Raw genomic sequence first — 20,491 nt, 5'->3', positions numbered from 1 at the left:
AGCGAGAACTGATGAGTACCCCCTTCCTGTCCGTACGGGACCTGCACGTCCACTTCTCCACCGAGGACGGCATGGTCAAGGCCGTCGACGGCCTCGACTTCGAGCTGGAGCAGGGCAAGACCCTCGGCATCGTGGGCGAGTCGGGCTCCGGCAAGTCCGTGACCAACCTCGCCATCCTCGGCCTGCACCACAAGGACAGCGCCGTCATCGACGGCGAGATCCTCCTTGACGGCCAGGAGCTGCTCACCGCCACCGAGCGGGAGCTGGAGCGGCTGCGCGGCAACAAGATGGCGATGATCTTCCAGGACGCGCTGGCCTCGCTCTCGCCGTACCACACCATCGGCCGGCAGATCGGCGAGACGTTCCGCAAGCACACCGGTGCCTCCAAGAAGGAGGCGCGGGCGCGGTCGATCGAGATGCTGACGAAGGTCGGCATCCCGCAGCCCGATCTGCGCGTGGACGACTATCCGCACCAGTTCTCCGGCGGTATGCGCCAGCGCGCGATGATCGCGATGGCGCTGGTCTGCGACCCGGCGCTGCTGATCGCGGACGAGCCGACGACGGCGCTCGACGTGACGGTCCAGGCGCAGATCATGGACCTGCTCAAGGAGTTGCAGCAGGAGTTCGGCACGTCGATCATCTTCATCACGCACGACCTCGGCGTGATCGCGGACATCGCTGACGACGTCCTGGTGATGTACGGCGGCAAGTGTGTGGAGCGGGGCACGAAGCAGGAGGTCCTGCGCGCGCCCCAGCATCCCTACACCTGGGGCCTGTTGGGCTCCATGCCCTCACTCGAAGGCCCGGTGGACGTCCCGCTCTCGCCCATCCCCGGCACCCCGCCGAGCCTCCTCAACCCGCCCTCCGGCTGCCGTTTCCACCCGAGGTGCACGTTCACCGAGCAGGTGGGCGGCGGGCGCTGCGCGGACGAGCTGCCGCTCCTCGAACTCTCCGGGGGGCGCGGTGCCGCCTGCCACCTCACGGCGGAACAGCGCACCGAGTTCTTCGCCGACTTCGCGGGCACGCGCACCGACTGACGTACAAGAGACGGGACTTCACGACGATGAGCAGCACCACTCCCACTCCTCTCCTGGAAGTCAGCGGGCTGACCAAACACTTCCCTGTCATGGGCGGCTTCCCGTTCCGGCGCAGGATCGGCGCGGTGCAGGCCGTGGACGGCCTGGACTTCACCGTCGCCGAGGGCGAGAGCCTCGGCCTGGTCGGCGAGTCCGGCTGCGGCAAGTCGACGACGGGACGCCTGGTCACGCGCCTCCTGGAGCCGACGGGCGGGCGGATCTCCTACCGCGGGCAGGACATCGCGCACGCCACGCGCAAGCAGCTGGCGCCGGTCCGCTCGGAGATCCAGATGATCTTCCAGGACCCGTACGCCTCGCTGAACCCGCGGCAGACGGTCGGCAAGATCATCTCGGGGCCGATGGAGGTCAACGACATCAACCCGGCCGGCGGCAGGGAGGCGCGCGTGCGCGAACTCCTGGAGACCGTCGGCCTCAACCCCGAGCACTTCAACCGCTTCCCGCACGAGTTCTCCGGCGGGCAACGCCAACGCATCGGCGTGGCAAGGGCATTGGCCCTGGAACCCAAACTGATCGTCGCCGACGAGCCGGTCTCCGCGCTCGACGTCTCGATCCAGGCGCAGGTGGTCAACCTGCTCCAGCAGCTCCAGCAGGACCTGGGCATCGCGTTCCTCTTCATCGCCCACGACCTGGCCGTCGTACGGCACTTCTCGCAGCGGGTCGCCGTGATGTACCTGGGCCGCATCGTGGAGATCGCGGACCGCGAGGACCTGTACGGCAACCCGCGCCACCCCTACACCAAGGCGCTCCTGTCCGCCGTGCCCGAGGCGACCGCGGAGGAGGTGCCGCGCCGCGAACGCATCCTGCTGACCGGCGACGTGCCCTCGCCGGTCAACCCGCCCTCGGGGTGCCGCTTCCGCACGCGCTGCTGGAAGGCGCAGGACAAGTGCGCGACGGACAGCCCGCCGCTGGTCCAGATCGCGGACAACCGGGACGGCCACCTGACGGCCTGTCACTTCCCGGAGCCCGCCTCGGAGTTGGCGATCCCCGGCGCCCGCAACACCCCGCAGGACCGCAAGCCGCCCCAGCCCCGCAAACACCTGTAGCCCCCCAGCCACCCGGCTCCGGCCCCGCCCCTCCCCCTTGACCCGAGCTGGGCGCGACACCCGGAGCCGGGCCATGCGGAAGGCCCGCGCACCTCCGGGCAGCGCGGGCCTTCCGTCCGGGCACCCGTCCGCCGGGCGGCCGCAAGTTGTCAGAGGTGACTCCCCCGCACCCGATCGGACGCGAGACGGGCATGCAGCTCCACGTCGTGGCGCACGCCGTCGTACGCCAGTTTCCGCCGCTGGAGCCCCTCCACGGCGAAGCCGGCGGCGTGGGCCACGCGGCATGAGGCGGGGTTGTCGGTGCGGTGTCCCAGTTCCAGGCGAAACAGGCCCAGCTCCGTGAAGGTCCAGTGGGCGAGCGCCGCGCAGCCGCGGGCCGCCACGCCCCGGCCGCGGGCCCGCGGCACCGTCCAGTACGACACCCAGCCGGTGTCGTGCACGCGGTTCACGGCGCCCACCGCGACGTGACCGAGGGGCCGGTCCCCGGCGTCCACCACGGCGAAGGCGTACGCCGAGTCGGCCGCGCGTTCCGCGGCGCGGCGGGCGATCCAGCGGGCCGCCGTGCCCGTCGAGTCGACGGGCTCGTCCGCCTGCCGTTCCATCAGCGGCGCGCGGAAGGCCGCAAGGACCTCCGCGGTGTCCTCCTCCCGCCAAGGCCGCAGAGACAGTCCCCCGCCCGCCTCTATCCCGCCCGGTCCGTCGGTCATCGGCCCCTCCTCCTGTTCCGGGAGCACTCGGGGAAAACGGGGAGCGCCCGGGACCTCTTCGGTCCCGGGCGCTCCCCGTTCAGTCACCGCGCGGCGGCCGTCAGCCGACCAGTACCGCCTTCTCCTCGGCGAAGTGGCACGCCGATTCGTGTGCGGCCGGAGTGTCCGCGCCCTTGAACCGCTCCGGGATCGCGAGCAGCGGGACCTCCTTGGAGCACTTGTCCTCCGCCTTCCAGCAGCGGGTGCGGAAGCGGCAGCCCGAGGGCGGGTTGGCGGGCGACGGGACGTCGCCGGTGAGGATGATCCGTTCGCGGCCCTCGCGGGCCTCCGGGTCCGGCACCGGGACGGCCGAGAGGAGCGCCTGCGTGTACGGGTGCGTCGGGTGCTCGTAGATCTGCTCGTCCGAGCCGATCTCCGCCATCTTGCCGAGGTACATCACGCCCACGCGGTCCGAGATGTGCCGGACGATCGACAGGTCGTGCGCGATGAAGAGGTAGGAGAGGTTGAACTCGTCCTGGAGCTTCTCCATCAGGTTGATGACCTGGGCCTGGACGGAGACGTCCAGGGCCGAGACCGGCTCGTCGCAGATGATGATCTCGGGGTTGAGGGCCAGACCGCGCGCGATGCCGATGCGCTGGCGCTGGCCGCCCGAGAACTGGTGCGGGTAGCGGTTGATGTACTCGGGGTTGAGCCCGACCACGTCGAGGAGGTCCTGGACCTTCTGGCGGCGCGAGCCCTTCGGGGCCACCTCGGGGTGGATCTCGTACGGCTCCCCGATGATGTCGCCCACCGTCATACGGGGGTTGAGGGAGGTGTACGGGTCCTGGAACACCATCTGGATGTTGCGCCGGACCGCCTTCAGCGCCCGGCCCGACAGCTTGGTGATGTCCTGGCCCTTGTAGAAGACCTCGCCGGCCGTGGCCCGCTCCAGGGTCATCAGGAGCTTGGCGACCGTGGACTTGCCACAGCCGGACTCGCCCACGATGCCGAGCGTCTCGCCCTGGTACAGGTCGAAGGAGATGCCGTCGACCGCCTTGACCGCGCCGACCTGCTTCTTGATGAGGATTCCCTGCGTGAGCGGGAAGTGCTTCACCAGATTGCGGACCTGGAGGATCGGCTCGCCGCGCTCGACCGGCGCCTCGATGGCCGCGACGGCCTCCTCGGCGGTGGCCGCGTCGACCGTCTCCACCTCGGAGACGTTGGGCGTCGCGTCCTGCGGCTCGTCGGCCTTCGAGAGCTTCTTCGGCTCAGCCATGGATCGTCTCCTTCCAGAAGTGGCACGCGCTGCCGCGCCCGGCCAGCTCCGTGCCGTCCTGCTCGGTGACCGGCACCAGGGCCGGGATCTCCGTACGGCAGATGTCCTGCGCCTTGGGGCAGCGCGGGTTGAACGCGCAACCGCCGGGGATCTTGAGCAGGTTGGGCGGCAGGCCCTTGATCGCGTAGAGCTCCTGGCCCTTCTGGTCCAGGCGCGGGATCGAGTCGAGCAGGCCCCGCGTGTACGGGTGTGCCGGGCGCTTGTAGAGCTCGTGCACCGGCGCCGTCTCGACGATCCGGCCCGCGTACATGACCGCGATCTTGTCCGCGACGTCGGCCACCACGCCGAGGTCGTGGGTGATCAGGATCAGGCCCATGTGGTACTCGCGCTGGAGCTCCGCGAGCAGGTCCATGACCTGCGCCTGGACGGTCACGTCGAGGGCCGTGGTGGGCTCGTCGGCGATGATCAGGTCCGGCTCAAGGGCGAGCGCCATCGCGATCATGATGCGCTGGCGCATACCGCCGGAGAACTGGTGCGGGTAGTCGTTCACCCGCTCCTTGGCGGCCGGGATCTTGACCTTCTCCATCAGCTCGACGGCCTTGGCCTTGGCTTCCTTGCGGCTCAGCCCCTCGTGCACCCGGAACATCTCGCCGAGCTGGTAGCCCACCGAGAGCACGGGGTTGAGGGACGAGAGCGCGTCCTGGAAGATCATGGCGATCTTGCGGCCGCGGATCTTCCTGCGCTCCTCGTTGGACATCTGCAGCATGTCCTGGCCGCGGAAGAGGATCTCGCCCTGCGGGATCTTGCCGGGCGGCATGTCGAGGATGCCCATGATGGCCTGGGCCGTCACGGACTTGCCAGAGCCGGACTCGCCGAGCACGGCGAGCGTCTCGCCCGCGTCCACGCTGTAGTTGACGCCGTTGACGGCCTTGACCACGCCGTCGCGCGTGTGGAACTCGACGTGCAGGTCCTTCACGTCCAGGAGCCTGCCGCTCTTCTCCTCGCCCGAGCGGGGGGCGGGGATCGAGTCGGTCTTGAGATCGATGCTGGTCATGTACGCCTCCCTCAGCGCAGCTTCGGGTCGAGGGCTTCGCGTACAGCGTCGCCGAGCATGATGAACGCCAGCACGGTGAGGCTGAGCATCCCGGCGGGGAAGATCAACGTGTGCGGGTTGTTCCGGATGTCGCTGAGGGCGTCGGAGATGTCGCCGCCCCACGAGAGCGCGTCGTCACCGAAACCGAGACCCAGGTACGAGAGCGTCGACTCGGCGACGATGTACGTGCCGAGCGCGATGGTCGAGATGACGATCACGGGTGCGACGGCGTTCGGCAGGATGTGCCGGAACAGGATCCGCTTGGTGTCCGCGCCGAGCGCCTTGGCCGCCATCACGTAGTCCGCGTGCTTGGTGGTGATGACCGCGCCGCGCATCACGCGGGCGATCTGCGTCCAGCCGAGGAAGGCGAGCGCGCCGGTGATCACCCAGACGTTGCGCACGGTGAAGGCGTTCAGGACGACCATGGCGCCGAGCAGGAACGGGATGCCGAAGAACACGTCGGTGATCCGGGAGAGCAGGCTGTCCCAGATGCCGCCGAAGTAGCCCGCGAGCATGCCGATCAGGCCGCCGAAGACGGTCACGAGGATGGTCACGCCGAGGCCGACCATGATCGAGTTGCGGGCGCCGTAGACGACACGCGCGTAGACGCTGCGGCCCTGCCGGTCGTAGCCGAACCAGTCCGCCTGGAAGAAGTGCGTGAGGTTCGGCTTCTGCAGGAAGTGGTTCGTCAGGTCGCCGTACTTCGGGTCGGCGCTCGTGAAGAGGCCCGGGAAGGCGGCCACCAGGAGCAGCACCACGATCAGCGCCGACGAGATGAGGAACAGCGGCCTGCGGCGCAGGTCACGCCAGGCGTCGCCCCACAGGCTGCGCGGCTTGCCGGGCGCTTCGCCGGCGTCGACGACGACGGTCTGGGGCCCCACGGGCGTGACCGTCTGGTCCGTGGTCTTGGTGATGTCAGGCATAACGGATCCTCGGGTCCAGGACCGCGTAGAGCAGGTCGACGATCAGGCTGGCGAGGAGGTACACGAGCACCAGGACGGTGACGACACCGACGATGACCGCTCCCTCGCGCTGGCCCAACGCGCGGTAGAGGAGGTTGCCGACGCCGGTCACGTTGAAGATGCCCTCGGTGATGACCGCGCCGCCCATGAGGGCGCCGATGTCCGTACCGAGGTAGGTGACCACCGGGATCAGCGAGTTGCGCAGCAGGTGCCGCGTGACGATCCGCCTGCGCGGCAGTCCCTTGGCGACGGCGGTGCGCATGTAGTCGGCCTGCCGGTTCTCGGCGATCGAGGTGCGGGTCAGGCGCGCCACGTAGGCGAGACCGACCAGACCGAGCACGAGCGCGGGCAGCAGCAGCTCCCCGATGTTCTCGGAGTCCTGCACCGTCGGCGTGACCCAGCCGAGCTGGTTGCCGAAGATCAGCTGGAAGAACAGGCCGAACACGAAGATCGGGACGGAGATCACGAGAAGCGTGAAGAGCGTCACCGCGTTGTCGAGCACGCGACCGCGCCGGATGCCGGCGAGCACGCCCAGCGTGATGCCGACGACAAGCTCGAACGTCCAGGCCATGACGGCGAGTCGCAGCGAGACCGGGAAGGCCTGCGTGATCTCGTCGAGGATGGGCCGGTTGCCTGCGATGGTGTGGCCGAAGTCGCCCTGCAGCAGTCCACCCATGTAGTGGAAATACTGCTGCCACAGCGGCAGATCAAGCCCACGGTCGTGCTTGATCTGCGCGACCTGCGCGGGGTCCGGCGGCTTGTCTCCCCAGAGTGCCGCCACCGGGTCACCGGGGAGCACATTGACCATCAGGAAGATCAGCAAGGTGGTCCCGATGAAGACCGGGATCATCTGGAGCAGTCGCCTCGCGACGTAACGCCCCATGGTGGTGCCTCCGTCCATTGCGGAGCCGCCCGCGAGGTGACGCCCGGGATCGCCGGGCGTCACCTCGCGGGAGCGGTACTCCGACGACTGCTACTTCTCGAAGACCTCGACGTCCGTGAGGACCGGGTCGCCGGCCTGGTCGAACTCGACCTTCTTCACGTTCTTGGAGTACGCGGAGAGCGTCTTGTTGTACCAGAGCGGGATGCCCGGGAAGGTGTTGACCAGCTCCTTCTCGGCCTGCTGGTACAGCTTCGCGGAGTCCTCGATGGTCTTCGCCGCGTCGGCCTTCTTGGTCAGCTCGTCGAACTTCTTGTCCGAGAAGCCGCCCTTGTTGCCGTCGACACCGGTGCCGTAGAGGTCGGCGAGGAAGTTGCCGTTGAACGGGTAGTCGAGCACCCAGCCGGAGCGGTACATCGACTTGACCTTCTTCTGGTCACGGATCTCCGTGTCCGCGGCGAAGTCGGTCACCGGGTCGCCGACGCACTTGACGCCGGTCGCGTTGGTGATCGAGTTGCAGACCGCGACGACCCAGTCCTTGTGCGGCTGGTCCGCGTTGTACTGGATGGAGATCTTGTTGCCGGGAACGCCGCCGCCGTCCTTGATGGACTGCTTGGCCTTCTTGGCGTCGAACTTGCAGTACTCGCCACAGGCGTCGTCCTGGTAGCCCTTGACGCCCTTGGCGACCCAGCCGGTCGCGGACTCACGGGTGCCGTGGAACACCGTCTTGGCGATGGTGTCGCGGTCGATCGCCATCGACAGGCCCTGGAGGACCTTGGGGTCGATGTCCTTCCACTGCTTGGTGTAGAAGGCGAAGTTGACCGTGTTGAGCGCCGAGAAGTCCATGTCGATCGCGCGGTCGCCGAAGTCCTGCTTGAAGTTGGCGATCTCGCTGTTCGGGACGATCGGCATCGAGTCGACGTTGTCCGACTTCAGGTCGGCGTAGGCCGCCGTGTCCTTGTTGTAGGCCTTGAAGTCGACGCCGCCGTTCTTCGGCTTGTTGGCGCCCTTGTAGCCGTCCCAGGCGCGAACCGAGATCAGCTTCTTGTGGTCCCACTTCTGGAACTTGTACGGGCCGTTGCCGACCGGGGCCTCGCCGAACTTCTTCGGGTCCTTCAGCGCGCCCGAGGGCAGCGGGTAGAAGGGCGCGTAGACGAGCTTGTAGGCGTAGTACGGGATGCCGCTCTTCAGCGAGATCGTGAAGGTGTTGTCGTCGACGACCTTCAGACCGGACATGACCTTCTTCTTGGCCTTGCCCTTCGCCGGGTGCACCTCGTCGTAGCCCTGGATGTCGCGGTACCAGGCGCTGTTCTGCTGACCGTTGGCGGGGTCGGCGGCCCAGTTCCAGGCGTCCACGTAGGACTTGGCGGTGACCGCCTCGCCGTTGTGGAACTTCCAGCCCGGCTTCAGCTTGACGGTCCACACCTTCGAGTCCTTGTCGGGGGTGACCGACTCGGCGTTCTCGTAGGTGATGTCGCCCTTCTTGTCGTAGTGGACCAGGCCCGTGAAGAGCGAGTCGATGACGACGCTGCCGTACGCCTCCATGGTGTTGGACGGCTGCAGAGCGTTCTGCGGCTCACCGTTGGCGTAGCTGACGATCCCCTTGGGGTCGACCTTGCGATTGCTGTTGTCGCCGCTGTCGCTGCCGCCACAAGCGGTGGCAGTCAGCGCCACAACACCGGCTATCGCGACCCACTTGGCGCTCTTGGCACCACGCATGGGGTTCCTCCTCATGAGTCCACTTGTTCACTACGAGAGGGGGTACGAAGAATCCCGCCGACACCCCTGACGGCGAAGATCGTGTACCCCAGTGTGCTCGTGAGTCGGCGCTCCCCACAGCGCGTGACCCATTGACCCGAGCTATACGCGGTCAACTATTAGCCATGAGGTACCGCCCGACCACACCCTTTTGGTCTCGGTTCAATCACACCTGGCACGTACAACTTCCAAAATCCGGACAAACCGATCCGAGATAGATGGTTGCGAAACGGACGTGTTACACATCTAACGGTCAGTGACGTCCGCATAGCGGACGTTCGGCGTCTGAAATCCGGTTGCCGAAGGGTGCCTCGCTCCACCATCGCGAGGAGAGATCGCCGAGGTGCGGGCGGCAGGGCCGCCGGGCAGCGCCACGGTACCGCCACCGGGCGCGCGAGAGGCCGGTTTCCCGCGCTCCGGCAGGAGCGAAGGAAACCGGCCTCTGATGCCCGAACTGGCCGCAGGCCAGCCTCAGTTGTGCAGGCCCCTCAGGGGGCCGCGCGTCAGCTGTGCTTGGCGCGCGACGCGGTGCGGCCGCGCTGCTTCTGGTCCAGGACGACCTTGCGGATGCGCACGGTCTCCGGGGTCACCTCGATGCACTCGTCGTCGCGGCAGAACTCCAGGGACTGCTCAAGGGACAGCTTGCGGGCCGGGACCACGTTCTCCGTGGTGTCCGCGGAGGCCGCACGCATGTTGGTGAGCTTCTTCTCCTTGGTGATGTTCACGTCCATGTCGTCGGCGCGCGAGTTCTCGCCGACGATCATGCCCTCGTACACCTCGGTGCCGGCCTCGGTGAAGATGACACCGCGCTCCTGGAGGTTGACCATCGCGAACGGCGTGACCGAACCCGAGCGGTCCGCGACCAGCGAGCCGTTGTGACGGGTTCGCAGGTCGCCGAACCACGGCTCGTGACCCTCGAAGATCGAGTGCGCGATGCCGGTGCCGCGGGTCTGGGTCAGGAACTCCGTACGGAAGCCGATGAGGCCGCGGGACGGGACGATCCACTCCATGCGGATCCAGCCCGAACCGTGGTTCGTCATGGTCTCCATGCGGCCCTTGCGGGTCGCCATGAGCTGCGTGATGGCGCCGAGGTGCTCCTCGGGCGAGTCGATCGTCATGCGCTCGATCGGCTCGTGCGTCTTGCCGTCGACCTGCTTGGTGACGACCTCGGGCTTGCCGACGGTCAGCTCGAAGCCCTCGCGGCGCATCTGCTCGACCAGGATGGCGAGCGCGAGCTCACCACGGCCCTGGACCTCCCAGGCGTCGGGACGCTCGGTGTCCAGGACACGGAGCGAGACGTTACCGATCAGCTCCTTGTCCAGGCGGTCCTTCACCTGGCGGGCGGTGACCTTGTGGCCCTTGCCGCCCTTGCCGACCAGCGGCGAGGTGTTCGTACCGATGGTCATGGAGATCGCGGGCTCGTCGACCGTGATCAGCGGCAGCGCGATCGGGTTCTCGGGGTCGGCGAGGGTCTCGCCGATCATGATCTCCGGGATGCCCGCGATGGCGCAGATGTCACCGGGGCCGGCCTTCTCGGCGGGCTTGCGGGTGAGCGCCTCGGTCATCATCAGCTCGGTGATGCGGACGTTGGACTGGGTGCCGTCCCGCTTGATCCAGGTGACGGTCTGGCCCTTGCGCAGCTCGCCCTGCTCGACGCGGCAGAGCGCGATGCGGCCGAGGAAGTTGTCCGCGTCCAGGTTGGTGACGTGGGCCTGGAGGGGCGCCTCCTCGTCGTACTGCGGAGCGGGGACGTGCTCCAGGATCGTCGAGAAGAACGGCTCCAGGTTGGTGCTGTCCGCCGGGACGGTGCCGTCCTCCGGCTTGGTCAGCGAGGCGACGCCGTCACGGCCGCAGGCGTAGACGATCGGGAACTCGATCTGGTCCTCGTCGGCGTCCAGGTCGAGGAAGAGGTCGTACGTCTCGTTGACGACCTCGTCGATCCGGGAGTCCGGGCGGTCCGTCTTGTTGATGCACAGGATGACCGGCATCCGGGCCTGGAGGGCCTTGCGGAGCACGAAGCGGGTCTGCGGCAGCGGACCCTCGGAGGCGTCGACGAGCAGGACGACCGCGTCCACCATCGACAGGCCGCGCTCGACCTCACCACCGAAGTCGGCGTGGCCGGGGGTGTCGATGATGTTGATGGTGATGACGTCGCCGCCATCCTTGGGGTGGTACTTGACGGCCGTGTTCTTGGCCAGGATCGTGATGCCCTTCTCACGCTCCAGGTCGTTCGAGTCCATCATGCGGTCGTCGAGCGACTCAGCGGCGTGCGCGGCGAAGGCACCGGCCTGCTTGAGCATGGCATCGACGATGGTCGTCTTGCCGTGGTCGACGTGGGCGACGATGGCGACGTTACGAATGTCATGGCGCGTGGGCATACGAGCTGCGCTTCTCCCGGGAAGAGTGGACGGCGGCGCGTACGGTCCGGTACGCGTGCCCTGCCGGGCAGAACACGCCACGGCCTCACCCCAGTCTACGTGGCTCGCGCGGAGGCGGCCTCCGCGGGGGTGCGGGCAGGGGCGCCGACGAGGCTTGGGGCACGTCGGCGGCGAGGGGCAAATCCGCAGGTCAATGGGTAGACATGACCTTGCCCGCCGGGGTGTACGGCGGGCAAGGGAGTTGAGCGGAATCTGAGCGTCAGATACGTGAAGACTCGGTGTACGCCACGTCTCCCACGTGGTCTCTCACATGGTCTCTCACATGGCGGAAGGCCCGGTCGACGGCTTGGCGCCCGGCTTCAGGAAGCCGATGTCCTCGAATTCCGGCGACTGGAAGCCAAAGGCTCCCGCGTTCGCCAGGTTCGGCCGGGCCGCGACCAGCTGGGGCCGCTGGTAGAGGGGGATGGAGCCCGCCTCCGCCCAGATGCGCGCGTCGGCCTTCCTGACCAGGGAACGGGCCGTCTCGTCGTCCAGCTCACCGGCCGCCTCGTCGAAGAGCTGGTCGATGTGGTCGGTGCCGACCCGCGTGTAGTTCTGCTCGACGTTCAGCGAACCGTCCGCGGCCGGGACCGGCTTGGCGAAGATCGGCCGTGCGTCGGTGGCGGGGAAGGCCGACGCGGGCCAGGAGTAGAGCGCCAGGTCGTACTGTCCGGACGCGATGTGGTCCTTGAAGTAGCTGTCGTCGGCGACCTTGGAGACCTCGGTGCGCACGCCGATCCTCTCCAGCATCCGCGTGATCCGGTCGGCCACCGCGCGCAGCGGCTCCGAGCCCTGCCCCGAGGGGAGCACGAAGCGCAGCGTGAGGGACTTGCCGTCCTTGGCGAGCGGGCCGCCGACCGCGGCGGGGGCCGCGGTGCCCTTGGGCGCGTAGGCGCCGGGGGCGCCGCCCTTGGCCTGGTCCCGCGCGCCCGCGTGGGACTTGGCGGCGGACTGCTTCTCCGCGCGCTGCTTGGCCTGGCCGCCCGGGTCCTTCTTCTGTTCCTTCTCGGCCTCGCGGGGCAGCCCGAGCACATCGGCCTGGCGGTTCAGGGCGGCCCGCTGGTAAGCGGCAGCGGGGGCCGGGGCGAGCACGGTGGTGCCGCTGTCGCCGGGCTTCCCGTCGTCCTCGCCGACGATGTACGTGCCGTCGTCCCCGGAGGCCTCGGAACCCTCGTCGGAGTCGCGCGCCTTCTTCTTGCGGTCCGCCTCGCTGCCCGCCGTCTTGGCCTTCTTGTCCTTGAGCGGGGCGCCCGGCATCCAGCCCGCGTCCGCGAGCAGTGCCCTGGCCTCGGTGGTGTCCTGCTCGCCGAGGGCCCCGCTGTTGTCCGCGTACGCCTGCTGTCCGGCGAGCGCGAGATGGCTGCCGACCGGCTCCGCGGGCAGGCCGAGCGGCTTGAGCACGGTCTGGGCGAGCTGCTCCCTGTCCAGCGCGCGGGCCACCGCGCGGCGCACCCGGTCGTCGGCGAGCGGGCCCTCGGAGCCGTTGAGCGCCAGCTGGGTGTAGGCGGGCTCCAGGGACTTGCGGACCACGTAGCCGCGCAGGCCCGTCTGTTCCTTCGCGTACTTCTTGACGGCCTTGCGCGTCTTGCTGCGCGCCGCCGCCTCGCTCTCCGCGGCCTCCTCGTCGGAGCCGTGCGCGATCGCCCAGGAGCGCAGCGCCTTGCCGGGGGTGACCGCCGAGCCGGGGCCGTGGGCCGGCGGACCCTGGGCGCCCTTGTCGCGGGCGGCGAGCGAGATCCGGTCAGCCTCCGCCGGGTCGATCTCGGCGAGGTCGACGTCACCGTCGGCGAGCGCCTTGGCCCGCTCGTCGCGCGCCACCTCGCGCAGCACGATCTTGTCGAGCTTGGCGGGCCTGCCCCACCAGCGCGGGTTGCGCGTCAGCGTCACGTCGCCCGCCTTGCGGTCGACGTCGCCGAGCGCGAAGGGTCCCGCGGTCACCTTCAGCTTGCGGCGCGCGCCGTCGTTGAAACCGTCGGGGGTGCCCATGACCTGCTTGGGGTACAGCGGCGAGAACAGCGAGCGCCAGTCGGCGTACGGCTTGGCGAAGGAGACCCGCACCTCCAGGTTGTTCGCGCCGCGCTCGATCTTCTCGATGCGGTCGTAGCCCGCGTTCCTGGCCGTCCAGTACGCGGTGTCCTTGCCCGCGAGGGCCCGCCACTGGGCGGCGAAGTCGTCGGCGCCGATCTCGCGGCCGTCGCTCCAGACGGCCTGCTGGTTCAGCTTGTACAGGACGACCTGCTTGGGCTCGCGCTCGACGACCGACGCCGACTCCAGGAAGTCGGGGTTGGCCTGCGTCCTGCCCTGTGCGTCCTGCCGGAACAGCGAGGGCAGGACCGCGCCCGCGACCCGCGAGGTGCCGGTGTCGGCGTCGGCCTGGAAGGTGTTGAGGGTCTCGGGCAGGGCGTCGACCGCCCACTTCACGGTCCCCCCGTCGGCGACCAGGTCCCGGGCCGCGGGGGCGACGTCCTGGCCCGCGGTCGGCCGTCCTGCCTCGTCGTTCGAGCCGCACCCGGCGAGGGCGGGCAGAGCCAGCACCCCCGTCGCGAGGAACACGACAGATCTGACGCCGACGACTCTTGCGCGGTCGTGGGACATGGCTGGTACCTCCGGGGTCCGGGGCTCGCCCGGCCGCCCGCTGCCAGGTCCGGGCCGGGTTTGATCACGTTTGGGGGTATATGGAGCTGATCACATCTATCGCCCCACTGAAGGCGACGGGATCGGCGGCGCGGTGGAGGCACGACGTACCGGCGCCCATATCCCACTCGTGCGGCCCAACGGGCCGCCCCACCCCCGGCCGGCGGCCGGCGGTCCGCGGTCACCGGCGGACACTTTCGGTCGTGGCCGACGCGATCGGCGCGTGATCCGGCGCATTCGCGGCCCGCGATCCGGCAATCGGTGCAGATCTCTTCACAAGCCGGGATGTGACGCGCGACACTCGCAGGCGCATGAGCGTTGCCACCGCACACTCGAAGTGAGGGCAAATCATGGCTCTGCACGATGAATTGACGGCTGTTCAGCATTGTGTCGACGAACTGGTCCGCACCGTGGGAAAGCTGGAGCGGCAGGCCGGCGACGAGCTGGCGGACAGCGTCGACGTACGCCGGGTGCGCACCGACACCGATCATCTGCGCGAGAGCGTCGCCCTGCTGCGCGCGGCCGCACCGGCCCCTGGCGTGCGGCCACGCGGGCCGGACCTGGTGACGATCCCCGACACGCCGTACGACAGCTCTCTGTGGACGGACTCCGACGACGAGGGCCTGGGCGCCCGCGACCGCCACGCGCCCTGACGGGCCGCACCCCCGCCCCGCCCTGAGCCACGCCCCTCAGAGCCCCTCCCCCAACCGCGGAAGAAGGAGTGGAGCCTCGTTGGCCACCGGCACGGAACCCCAACCGAAAAGTGGCAGGACCCCGGCAGGCGGCGTGCGCGACGGCACGCGCGCCGCGATCGGCGCTGCCCATCTGCGGACCGACCGCTGGTGGCTGGCGCCCGCGGTGACGGCCGCCGGGCTGCTCGCCTTCGTCGTCTACTCGACCTGGCGGGCGTTCGCGAACGCGGACTATTACCAGGCGCCCTACGTGTCGCCATTCTACTCGCCCTGCCTGGCCGACAACTGCGCGCCGATGCGCTCGGGCCCCAACTGGGATCTCTTCGGCAGCTGGTGGGGCCTGTCCCCCGCGCTGCTCATCCTGATCTTCCCGCTCGGCTTCCGGCTGACCTGCTACTACTACCGCAAGGCGTACTACCGGGGCTTCTGGGCGTCGCCACCGGCCTGCGCGGTCGCCGAGCCGCACAAGAAGTACTCGGGTGAGACCCGCTTCCCGCTGATCGTCCAGAACATCCACCGGTACTTCTTCTACGCGGCGGTCCCGGTCGCGGGCATCCTCACGTACGACACCGTGCTCTCCTTCCGCGACGAGCACTACGCGTGGGGCCACATGGGCCTCGGCACCCTGATCTTCGTCGTCAACATCTCGCTGATCTGGGCGTACACGCTCTCCTGCCACTCCTGCCGGCACATCGTCGGCGGCAAGCTCAAGCACTTCTCCAAGCATCCGGTCCGCTACCGCATGTGGCAGTGGGTCGGAAAGCTGAATGCCCGTCACATGCTGCTCGCCTGGGCGTCGTTGGTGAGCGTGGCGCTCGCCGACTTCTATGTGTACCTGCTCGCGTCCGGCGCCTTCGACGATCCGAGGTTGTTCTGATGTCTCCAGTGGAACGGCAGCAGTGGGACGTCGTCGTGGTGGGCGCGGGCGGGGCCGGGCTGCGGGCCGCGATCGAGGCCCGCGAGCAGGGCGCGCGGACCGCCGTGATCTGCAAGTCCCTGTTCGGCAAGGCCCATACGGTGATGGCCGAGGGCGGCATCGCGGCCTCCATGGGCAACGTGAACTCCGGCGACAACTGGCAGGTCCACTTCCGGGACACGCTGCGCGGCGGCAAGTTCCTCAACCAGTGGCGGATGGCCGAGCTGCACGCCCGCGAGGCGCCCGACCGCGTCTGGGAGCTGGAGACCTGGGGCGCCCTCTTCGACCGCACGCCGGACGGCCGGATCTCCCAGCGCAACTTCGGCGGCCACGAGTACCCGCGCCTCGCCCACGTCGGCGACCGCACGGGCCTCGAACTCATCCGCACCCTCCAGCAGAAGATCGTCGCGCTCCAGCAGGAGGACTTCCGCGAATTCGGCGACTACGAGGCACGTCTGAAGGTCTTTCAGGAGTGCACGGTCACCCGGGTCCTCAAGGAGGAGACCGGCGACGGCGGCGGCGGACGGGTCTGCGGGACCTTCTGCTACGACCGCGAGTCGGGCCGCTTCTTCGTCCTGGAGGCGCCGAGCGTGGTGCTCGCGACCGGCGGCATCGGCAAGTCCTTCAAGGTGACGTCGAACTCGTGGGAGTACACGGGTGACGGACACGCGCTGGCGCTCCTCGCCGGGGCCCCGCTCCTGAACATGGAGTTCGTGCAGTTCCACCCGACCGGCATGGTCTGGCCGCCGTCGGTGAAGGGCATCCTGGTCACCGAATCCGTGCGCGGCGACGGCGGCGTCCTCAGGAACTCCGAGGGCAAGCGGTTCATGTTCGACTACGTGCCCGACGTCTTCAAGGAGAAGTACGCGCAGTCGGAGGAGGAGGGCGACCGCTGGTACGACGACCCGGACCACAACCGCCGCCCCCCTGAACTGCTGCCCCGCGACGAGGTCGCGCGCGCCATCAACTCCGAGGTGAAGGCGGGCCGCGGCTCGCCGCACGGCGGTGTCTTCCTGGACGTCTCCACGCGCATGCCCGCCGACGTCATCAAGCGCCGACTGCCGTCCATGTACCACCAGTTCAAGGAGCTCGCCGACGTCGACATCACCGCGGAGGCGATGGAGGTCGGGCCGACCTGCCACTACGTGATGGGCGGCATCGCGGTCGACTCCGACACCGCGGCCGCGCGCCGCGTCACCGGGCTCTACGCCGCGGGCGAGGTCGCGGGCGGCATGCACGGCTCGAACCGGCTGGGCGGCAACTCGCTCTCCGACCTGCTCGTGTTCGGACGGCGCGCGGGGCTGCACGCGGCGCGGTACGCCGCGGGCCTGACCGCCAGGCCCGCCGTGGACGAGGTGCAGGTGGACACCGCGGCGGCCGAGGCACTGCGGCCGTTCAGCGCCGAGGGGCCCGAGGACGGGGCGACGCCGGAGAATCCGTACACCCTCCACCAGGAACTCCAGCAGACGATGAACGACCTGGTCGGCATCATCCGCCGCGAGGGAGAGATGGCCCAGGCCCTGGAGAAACTCGCCGACCTGCGGGTGCGTGCCCGGCGGGCCGGGGTCGAGGGGCACCGGCAGTTCAACCCCGGCTGGCACCTCGCGCTCGACCTGCGCAACATGCTGCTCGTCAGCGAGTGCGTGGCGCGGGCCGCCCTGGAGCGCACCGAGAGCCGCGGCGGCCACACCCGCGAGGACCATCCCGCGATGAGCCGCGAGTGGCGCCGGGTCAATCTGCTCTGCCAACTCGCCGATCCCAGCGGCGGGTTGGCCGCCACCGATCCCGTACGCGGCCAGATCGACCTCGTCCGCGTGAGCACCGAGCCCATCCGCCCGGACCTGCTCGCCCTCTTCGAGAAGGAGGAGCTGGTCAAGTACCTGGCCGAAGAGGAGCTGTACGAGTGAGTTCGTACGACGCGCAATTCAGGGTCTGGCGCGGGGACACCGGTGGCGGCTCCCTGGAGGACTTCAAGATCGAGGTCAACGAGGGGGAGGTCGTCCTCGACATCATCCACCGCCTCCAGGCCACCCAGGCGCCCGACCTCGCGGTCCGCTGGAACTGCAAGGCGGGCAAGTGCGGTTCGTGCTCGGCCGAGATCAACGGGCGGCCCCGGCTGATGTGCATGACGCGCATGTCGGTCTTCGAACCCGACGAGGTCATCACGGTGACGCCGCTGCGGGCCTTCCCCGTGGTGCGGGACCTGGTGACGGACGTCGGCTTCAACTACACCAAGGCGCGCGAAGTCCCGGCCTTCGTACCGCCCGCCGACCTCGGTCCCGGCGAGTACCGCATGCAGCAGACGGACGTGGACCGCTCGCAGGAGTTCCGCAAGTGCATCGAGTGCTTCCTGTGCCAGGACACCTGCCATGTGGTGCGCGACCACGAGGAGAACAAGGGCGCCTTCGCCGGGCCGCGCTTCCTGATGCGGGTCGCCGAGCTGGACATGCATCCGCTGGACGCGGCGGCGGACTCCGGCCTGGACCGCAAACGCACCGCGCAGGACGAGCACGGGCTCGGCTACTGCAACATCACCAAGTGCTGCACGGAGGTCTGCCCCGAGGGCATCAAGATCACGGACAACGCGCTGATCCCCTTGAAGGAAAGGGCGGTTGACCGCAAGTACGATCCGCTGGTCTGGCTCGGCAACAAGATCCGGCGGCGCGGGGAGTAGCCGCCGGACGGGCCCCTGGGGGTAATCCCCCAGGGGGATTCTCGTGATCTCCCCCATGGTTCGGCGGACGGGCCGCGACCAGCATGGAGGCATGACTTCTTCCTCGGACTCCACGGCTTCCTCGGGCTCCTCGGCTTTGACGCGTCGTACGCTGCTGGGGCTCGCCTCCGCCGGGCTCGCGGCGGCCCTGCTGCCGATGTCCGCGTCGGCGTCCGCATCCGCGCCCGGGTCGGCGCGTGCGGCCACGGAGGCCGGGGCCGTCGCCGCCCGCCTCCCCGCGCCCACCGGCCCCTACGGCATCGGAACCGTCTCCGCGCGGCTCGTCGACCGTTCGCGGCACGACCCGTGGGTGCCCGCGCAGCCGTACCGGGAGCTGATGGTCAGCGTCTGGTACCCGGCCGCGCCCGGCGCGGGCGACGGACGGCCGCGGGCGCGCTACATGGCGCCGGGCGCCGCCGCCCCCTGGGACGCGAGCGCGCCGCACGGCATCCCCAAGGGCGCGCTCGACTTCGCCGCCACGCGCACGCACGCCCGCGAGGGCGCGCCCGCCGACACCCGGGGCGGGCGGCGTCCCGTGCTCGTGTACGCGGCGGGTGCGGGCGACCCGCGCACCTGGGGCACCGCACTCGTCGAGGAGATGGCCGGCCGCGGCTACGTCGTGGTGACCCTCGACCACACCTACGAGAGCCCGGCGGTGCAGTTCCCCGACGGCTCGGTCAAGGACTTCGGACCGGTGATGAAGGCGTTCCAGGAGGCCGAGAAGAACGGCACCGTGCCCCAACTGCTCAAGAAGACCACCGATGTACGGGTCGCCGACTCCAAGTTCCTCCTCGACAGCCTCGGTTCGCTGCCGCACGGCCTGTCCGCGCTCGTCGACCGGCGGCGCGTGGGCATGGTCGGCCACTCCGCGGGCGGTATCGCCGCCGCGCAGACGATGTACGAGGACCGCAGGGTCAGGGCGGGCGTGAACCTGGACGGCACCCTGGAGTTCAACTCCGAGCCGCAGGGCACGAACCTGATGCCGGTCGCGGAACACGGCCTGGACCGCCCGTTCCTGCTGATGGGCAGCGACCGCCCCACCGAACCGTCCTGGCGCGCCTTCCTCTCCCACAGCACGGGACCGCACCGCGAGCTGACGCTGCGCGGCTCCCTGCACCAGGCCTACACCGACCTGTCCGCGCTCCTTCCGCAGACCGGGGCGGACCGCGCGACCCTGGAGAAGAACATCGGCACGGTCGATCCGGGACGGGCCGTCACGGCCCAACGCGCCTACGTGGCCTCGTTCTTCGACCGGTGGCTGAAGAACGAGGACGACGGACTGCTCGACGGTCCTTCGGCCCGGTACCCGGAGATCGAGTTCACGGGGTGAGCCTCCCCGCCCGGCCCCCTGTGCCACACTGCCGCGCATGCGTCTACCCCGCCCCTTCCTGGCCGTGCTGCTCACCGGCGCGCTGACCGCGAGCGCGGCGGCGTGCTCCCTGCCCGGCGGGGACGACGGGGGCGGCGACGGCGACACAGGTCTTGAACGGGCGCTCGACGCGGTGCCCGCGTCGGCCGCCGACCAGGCGGTGACCTACCGGGACGTGCGGACCGCGCGCCGGCTCGTCGCCGCGGACCCCGCGCTCTACCGCGGCCTGGCCGGGTACGGAATCCTCGAAGTCGTCCAGCACGGCTACACGGGCGGCAGCGTCCGCGCGGACTGGGGCTTCGACGCCAAGGACGTACGGGCCGCCGTCCAGGTCGGCGACGGCTCGCTGCTCACCGGCCGGTTCGACACGGACGCGATCGCCCGCGCCATGAAGAAGCAGGGCTACAAGCCCACCGACTCCGACGGCGGCACCCGCTACAAGAAGTCCGGCGAGCCGACGACGTTCGAGGCCTCCGAATCCGTCCGCACCAGCATCCGCTCCGACGTCGCACTCGGCATCGAAGCCCCCGACAAGTCCCTTCTGGACAAGGAGACTTACGCGGAGGTCGCCGACTGCCTGGGTGACGTGTACGAGGCGTCGTACTACGCCGAGCGCGCGGACGCGGACACCGTGCTCTTCGCGATCGGCGGGCGCCTCGGCAAGGACCGCGAGTCGTCCACGGAGAAGCTGTGCGCGCGGACGGGCTCGCGCAAGGCGGCGAAGAACGCCGCGGCCCGGCTCCGCGAGAAGACGGCACCCGGCGAGCGCTACGCGGGCTCGAAGGTGACCGTCGGCGAGGGCGGGACCCCGCTGGTCTCGATGACGTGGAAGAACCGCGCCGAGTCGGGACTGCGCCCCGGTGACAACGACAAGACGGGCGAGCTGCCGGGGTTGCTGATCTGGGGGCGGTCGAAGGGGTGAGGGGACGTGGGGAAGGGACGCGGGTCTCGTCCC

16 protein-coding genes are annotated in these 20,491 nt (G+C 69.4%); 8 read left to right on the top strand and 8 right to left on the bottom strand.

What is annotated here, in order from left to right; genetic code table 11:
- Positions 1–11: 11 nt before the first annotated feature.
- Positions 12–1,037 (top strand): ABC transporter ATP-binding protein, encoded by a 1,026-nt coding sequence (locus ACIO9J_RS07540; RefSeq protein ID WP_401994075.1) that lies wholly within the window; start codon positions 12–14, stop codon positions 1,035–1,037.
- 26 nt (positions 1,038–1,063) lie between these two features.
- Positions 1,064–2,140 (top strand): ABC transporter ATP-binding protein, encoded by a 1,077-nt coding sequence (locus tag ACIO9J_RS07535; RefSeq protein WP_401994072.1) that lies wholly within the window; start codon positions 1,064–1,066, stop codon positions 2,138–2,140.
- Positions 2,141–2,289: 149 nt separating this feature from the next.
- On the opposite strand, the gene ACIO9J_RS07530 is transcribed toward ACIO9J_RS07535, so the two are convergent.
- From ACIO9J_RS07530 to ACIO9J_RS07495, 8 genes are all read right to left on the bottom strand, one after another.
- Positions 2,290–2,847, bottom strand: a complete 558-nt coding sequence (locus tag ACIO9J_RS07530) for a GNAT family N-acetyltransferase (protein WP_401994069.1) — start codon at positions 2,845–2,847, stop codon at positions 2,290–2,292.
- A 100-nt stretch (positions 2,848–2,947) separates the two neighbouring features.
- Positions 2,948–4,102, bottom strand: coding sequence for an ABC transporter ATP-binding protein (locus ACIO9J_RS07525; RefSeq protein ID WP_401994066.1), 1,155 nt, complete (start codon positions 4,100–4,102; stop codon positions 2,948–2,950).
- On the bottom strand, positions 4,095–5,156 hold the full coding sequence (locus ACIO9J_RS07520; protein ID WP_401994063.1) for an ABC transporter ATP-binding protein: 1,062 nt from the start codon (positions 5,154–5,156) through the stop codon (positions 4,095–4,097). The genes ACIO9J_RS07525 and ACIO9J_RS07520 overlap by 8 nt, the downstream gene beginning before the upstream one ends.
- Before the next feature lie 11 nt (positions 5,157–5,167).
- Positions 5,168–6,118 carry an ABC transporter permease gene (locus ACIO9J_RS07515; protein ID WP_401994060.1) on the bottom strand — a complete coding sequence of 317 codons (951 nt, stop codon included), beginning with the start codon at positions 6,116–6,118 and terminating at the stop codon, positions 5,168–5,170.
- Positions 6,111–7,040: an ABC transporter permease gene (locus ACIO9J_RS07510; protein WP_401994057.1), complete on the bottom strand. Its 930-nt coding sequence runs from the start codon at positions 7,038–7,040 to the stop codon at positions 6,111–6,113. Before ACIO9J_RS07510 ends, ACIO9J_RS07515 begins: the two co-directional genes overlap by 8 nt.
- 90 nt (positions 7,041–7,130) lie before the next feature.
- On the bottom strand, positions 7,131–8,756 hold the full coding sequence (locus tag ACIO9J_RS07505; RefSeq protein ID WP_401994054.1) for an ABC transporter substrate-binding protein: 1,626 nt from the start codon (positions 8,754–8,756) through the stop codon (positions 7,131–7,133).
- 542 nt (positions 8,757–9,298) lie between these two features.
- The gene (gene typA, locus ACIO9J_RS07500; RefSeq protein WP_401994051.1) at positions 9,299–11,173 is read right to left on the bottom strand and encodes a translational GTPase TypA; all 1,875 of its coding nucleotides are present in this window, start codon (positions 11,171–11,173) and stop codon (positions 9,299–9,301) included.
- Between the two features lie 318 nt (positions 11,174–11,491).
- A complete protein-coding gene (locus ACIO9J_RS07495; protein WP_401994048.1) occupies positions 11,492–13,807 on the bottom strand; it encodes an ABC transporter family substrate-binding protein in 2,316 nt (771 codons plus the stop codon).
- A gap of 389 nt (positions 13,808–14,196) precedes the next feature.
- Here ACIO9J_RS07495 and ACIO9J_RS07490 point away from each other — a divergent pair, with 389 nt between their 5' ends.
- The 6 genes from ACIO9J_RS07490 (at position 14,197) to ACIO9J_RS07465 (ending at position 20,458) form a co-directional block, all read left to right on the top strand.
- Positions 14,197–14,499: a hypothetical protein gene (locus tag ACIO9J_RS07490; RefSeq protein WP_401994045.1), complete on the top strand. Its 303-nt coding sequence runs from the start codon at positions 14,197–14,199 to the stop codon at positions 14,497–14,499.
- A gap of 79 nt (positions 14,500–14,578) precedes the next feature.
- On the top strand, positions 14,579–15,415 hold the full coding sequence (locus ACIO9J_RS07485; RefSeq protein WP_401994042.1) for a hypothetical protein: 837 nt from the start codon (positions 14,579–14,581) through the stop codon (positions 15,413–15,415).
- A complete protein-coding gene (locus tag ACIO9J_RS07480) occupies positions 15,415–17,361 on the top strand; it encodes a fumarate reductase/succinate dehydrogenase flavoprotein subunit (protein ID WP_401994039.1) in 1,947 nt (648 codons plus the stop codon). The genes ACIO9J_RS07485 and ACIO9J_RS07480 overlap by 1 nt, the downstream gene beginning before the upstream one ends.
- Positions 17,358–18,128: a succinate dehydrogenase/fumarate reductase iron-sulfur subunit gene (locus ACIO9J_RS07475; RefSeq protein WP_401994036.1), complete on the top strand. Its 771-nt coding sequence runs from the start codon at positions 17,358–17,360 to the stop codon at positions 18,126–18,128. The genes ACIO9J_RS07480 and ACIO9J_RS07475 overlap by 4 nt, the downstream gene beginning before the upstream one ends.
- A 91-nt stretch (positions 18,129–18,219) precedes the next feature.
- On the top strand, positions 18,220–19,497 hold the full coding sequence (locus ACIO9J_RS07470; protein ID WP_401994033.1) for an alpha/beta hydrolase family protein: 1,278 nt from the start codon (positions 18,220–18,222) through the stop codon (positions 19,495–19,497).
- Positions 19,498–19,534: 37 nt separating this feature from the next.
- On the top strand, positions 19,535–20,458 hold the full coding sequence (locus tag ACIO9J_RS07465; protein ID WP_401994030.1) for a hypothetical protein: 924 nt from the start codon (positions 19,535–19,537) through the stop codon (positions 20,456–20,458).
- The last annotated feature ends 33 nt before the right edge of the window (positions 20,459–20,491 follow it).

The organism is Streptomyces sp. NPDC087300, assembly GCF_044744425.1.
Classification (GTDB): domain Bacteria; phylum Actinomycetota; class Actinomycetes; order Streptomycetales; family Streptomycetaceae; genus Streptomyces.
Note: the sequence above shows the minus strand (reverse complement) of the source record. Positions and strands in the feature narration are given on the sequence as shown.

What these genes read in the sequence shown, in the direction of transcription:
- ACIO9J_RS07520 (WP_401994063.1), bottom strand. Translation starts at nt 5,156, where the DNA reads ATGACCAGCATCGATCTCAAGACCGACTCGATCCCCGCCCCCCGCTCG.
- ACIO9J_RS07530 (WP_401994069.1), bottom strand. Translation starts at nt 2,847, where the DNA reads ATGACCGACGGACCGGGCGGGATAGAGGCGGGCGGGGGACTGTCTCTG.
- ACIO9J_RS07510 (WP_401994057.1), bottom strand. Translation starts at nt 7,040, where the DNA reads ATGGGGCGTTACGTCGCGAGGCGACTGCTCCAGATGATCCCGGTCTTC.
- ACIO9J_RS07525 (WP_401994066.1), bottom strand. Translation starts at nt 4,102, where the DNA reads ATGGCTGAGCCGAAGAAGCTCTCGAAGGCCGACGAGCCGCAGGACGCG.
- ACIO9J_RS07480 (WP_401994039.1), top strand. Translation starts at nt 15,415, where the DNA reads ATGTCTCCAGTGGAACGGCAGCAGTGGGACGTCGTCGTGGTGGGCGCG.
- typA (WP_401994051.1), bottom strand. Translation starts at nt 11,173, where the DNA reads ATGCCCACGCGCCATGACATTCGTAACGTCGCCATCGTCGCCCACGTC.
- ACIO9J_RS07495 (WP_401994048.1), bottom strand. Translation starts at nt 13,807, where the DNA reads ATGTCCCACGACCGCGCAAGAGTCGTCGGCGTCAGATCTGTCGTGTTC.
- ACIO9J_RS07540 (WP_401994075.1), top strand. Translation starts at nt 12, where the DNA reads ATGAGTACCCCCTTCCTGTCCGTACGGGACCTGCACGTCCACTTCTCC.
- ACIO9J_RS07490 (WP_401994045.1), top strand. Translation starts at nt 14,197, where the DNA reads ATGGCTCTGCACGATGAATTGACGGCTGTTCAGCATTGTGTCGACGAA.
- ACIO9J_RS07505 (WP_401994054.1), bottom strand. Translation starts at nt 8,756, where the DNA reads ATGCGTGGTGCCAAGAGCGCCAAGTGGGTCGCGATAGCCGGTGTTGTG.
- ACIO9J_RS07465 (WP_401994030.1), top strand. Translation starts at nt 19,535, where the DNA reads ATGCGTCTACCCCGCCCCTTCCTGGCCGTGCTGCTCACCGGCGCGCTG.
- ACIO9J_RS07535 (WP_401994072.1), top strand. Translation starts at nt 1,064, where the DNA reads ATGAGCAGCACCACTCCCACTCCTCTCCTGGAAGTCAGCGGGCTGACC.
- ACIO9J_RS07515 (WP_401994060.1), bottom strand. Translation starts at nt 6,118, where the DNA reads ATGCCTGACATCACCAAGACCACGGACCAGACGGTCACGCCCGTGGGG.
- ACIO9J_RS07470 (WP_401994033.1), top strand. Translation starts at nt 18,220, where the DNA reads ATGACTTCTTCCTCGGACTCCACGGCTTCCTCGGGCTCCTCGGCTTTG.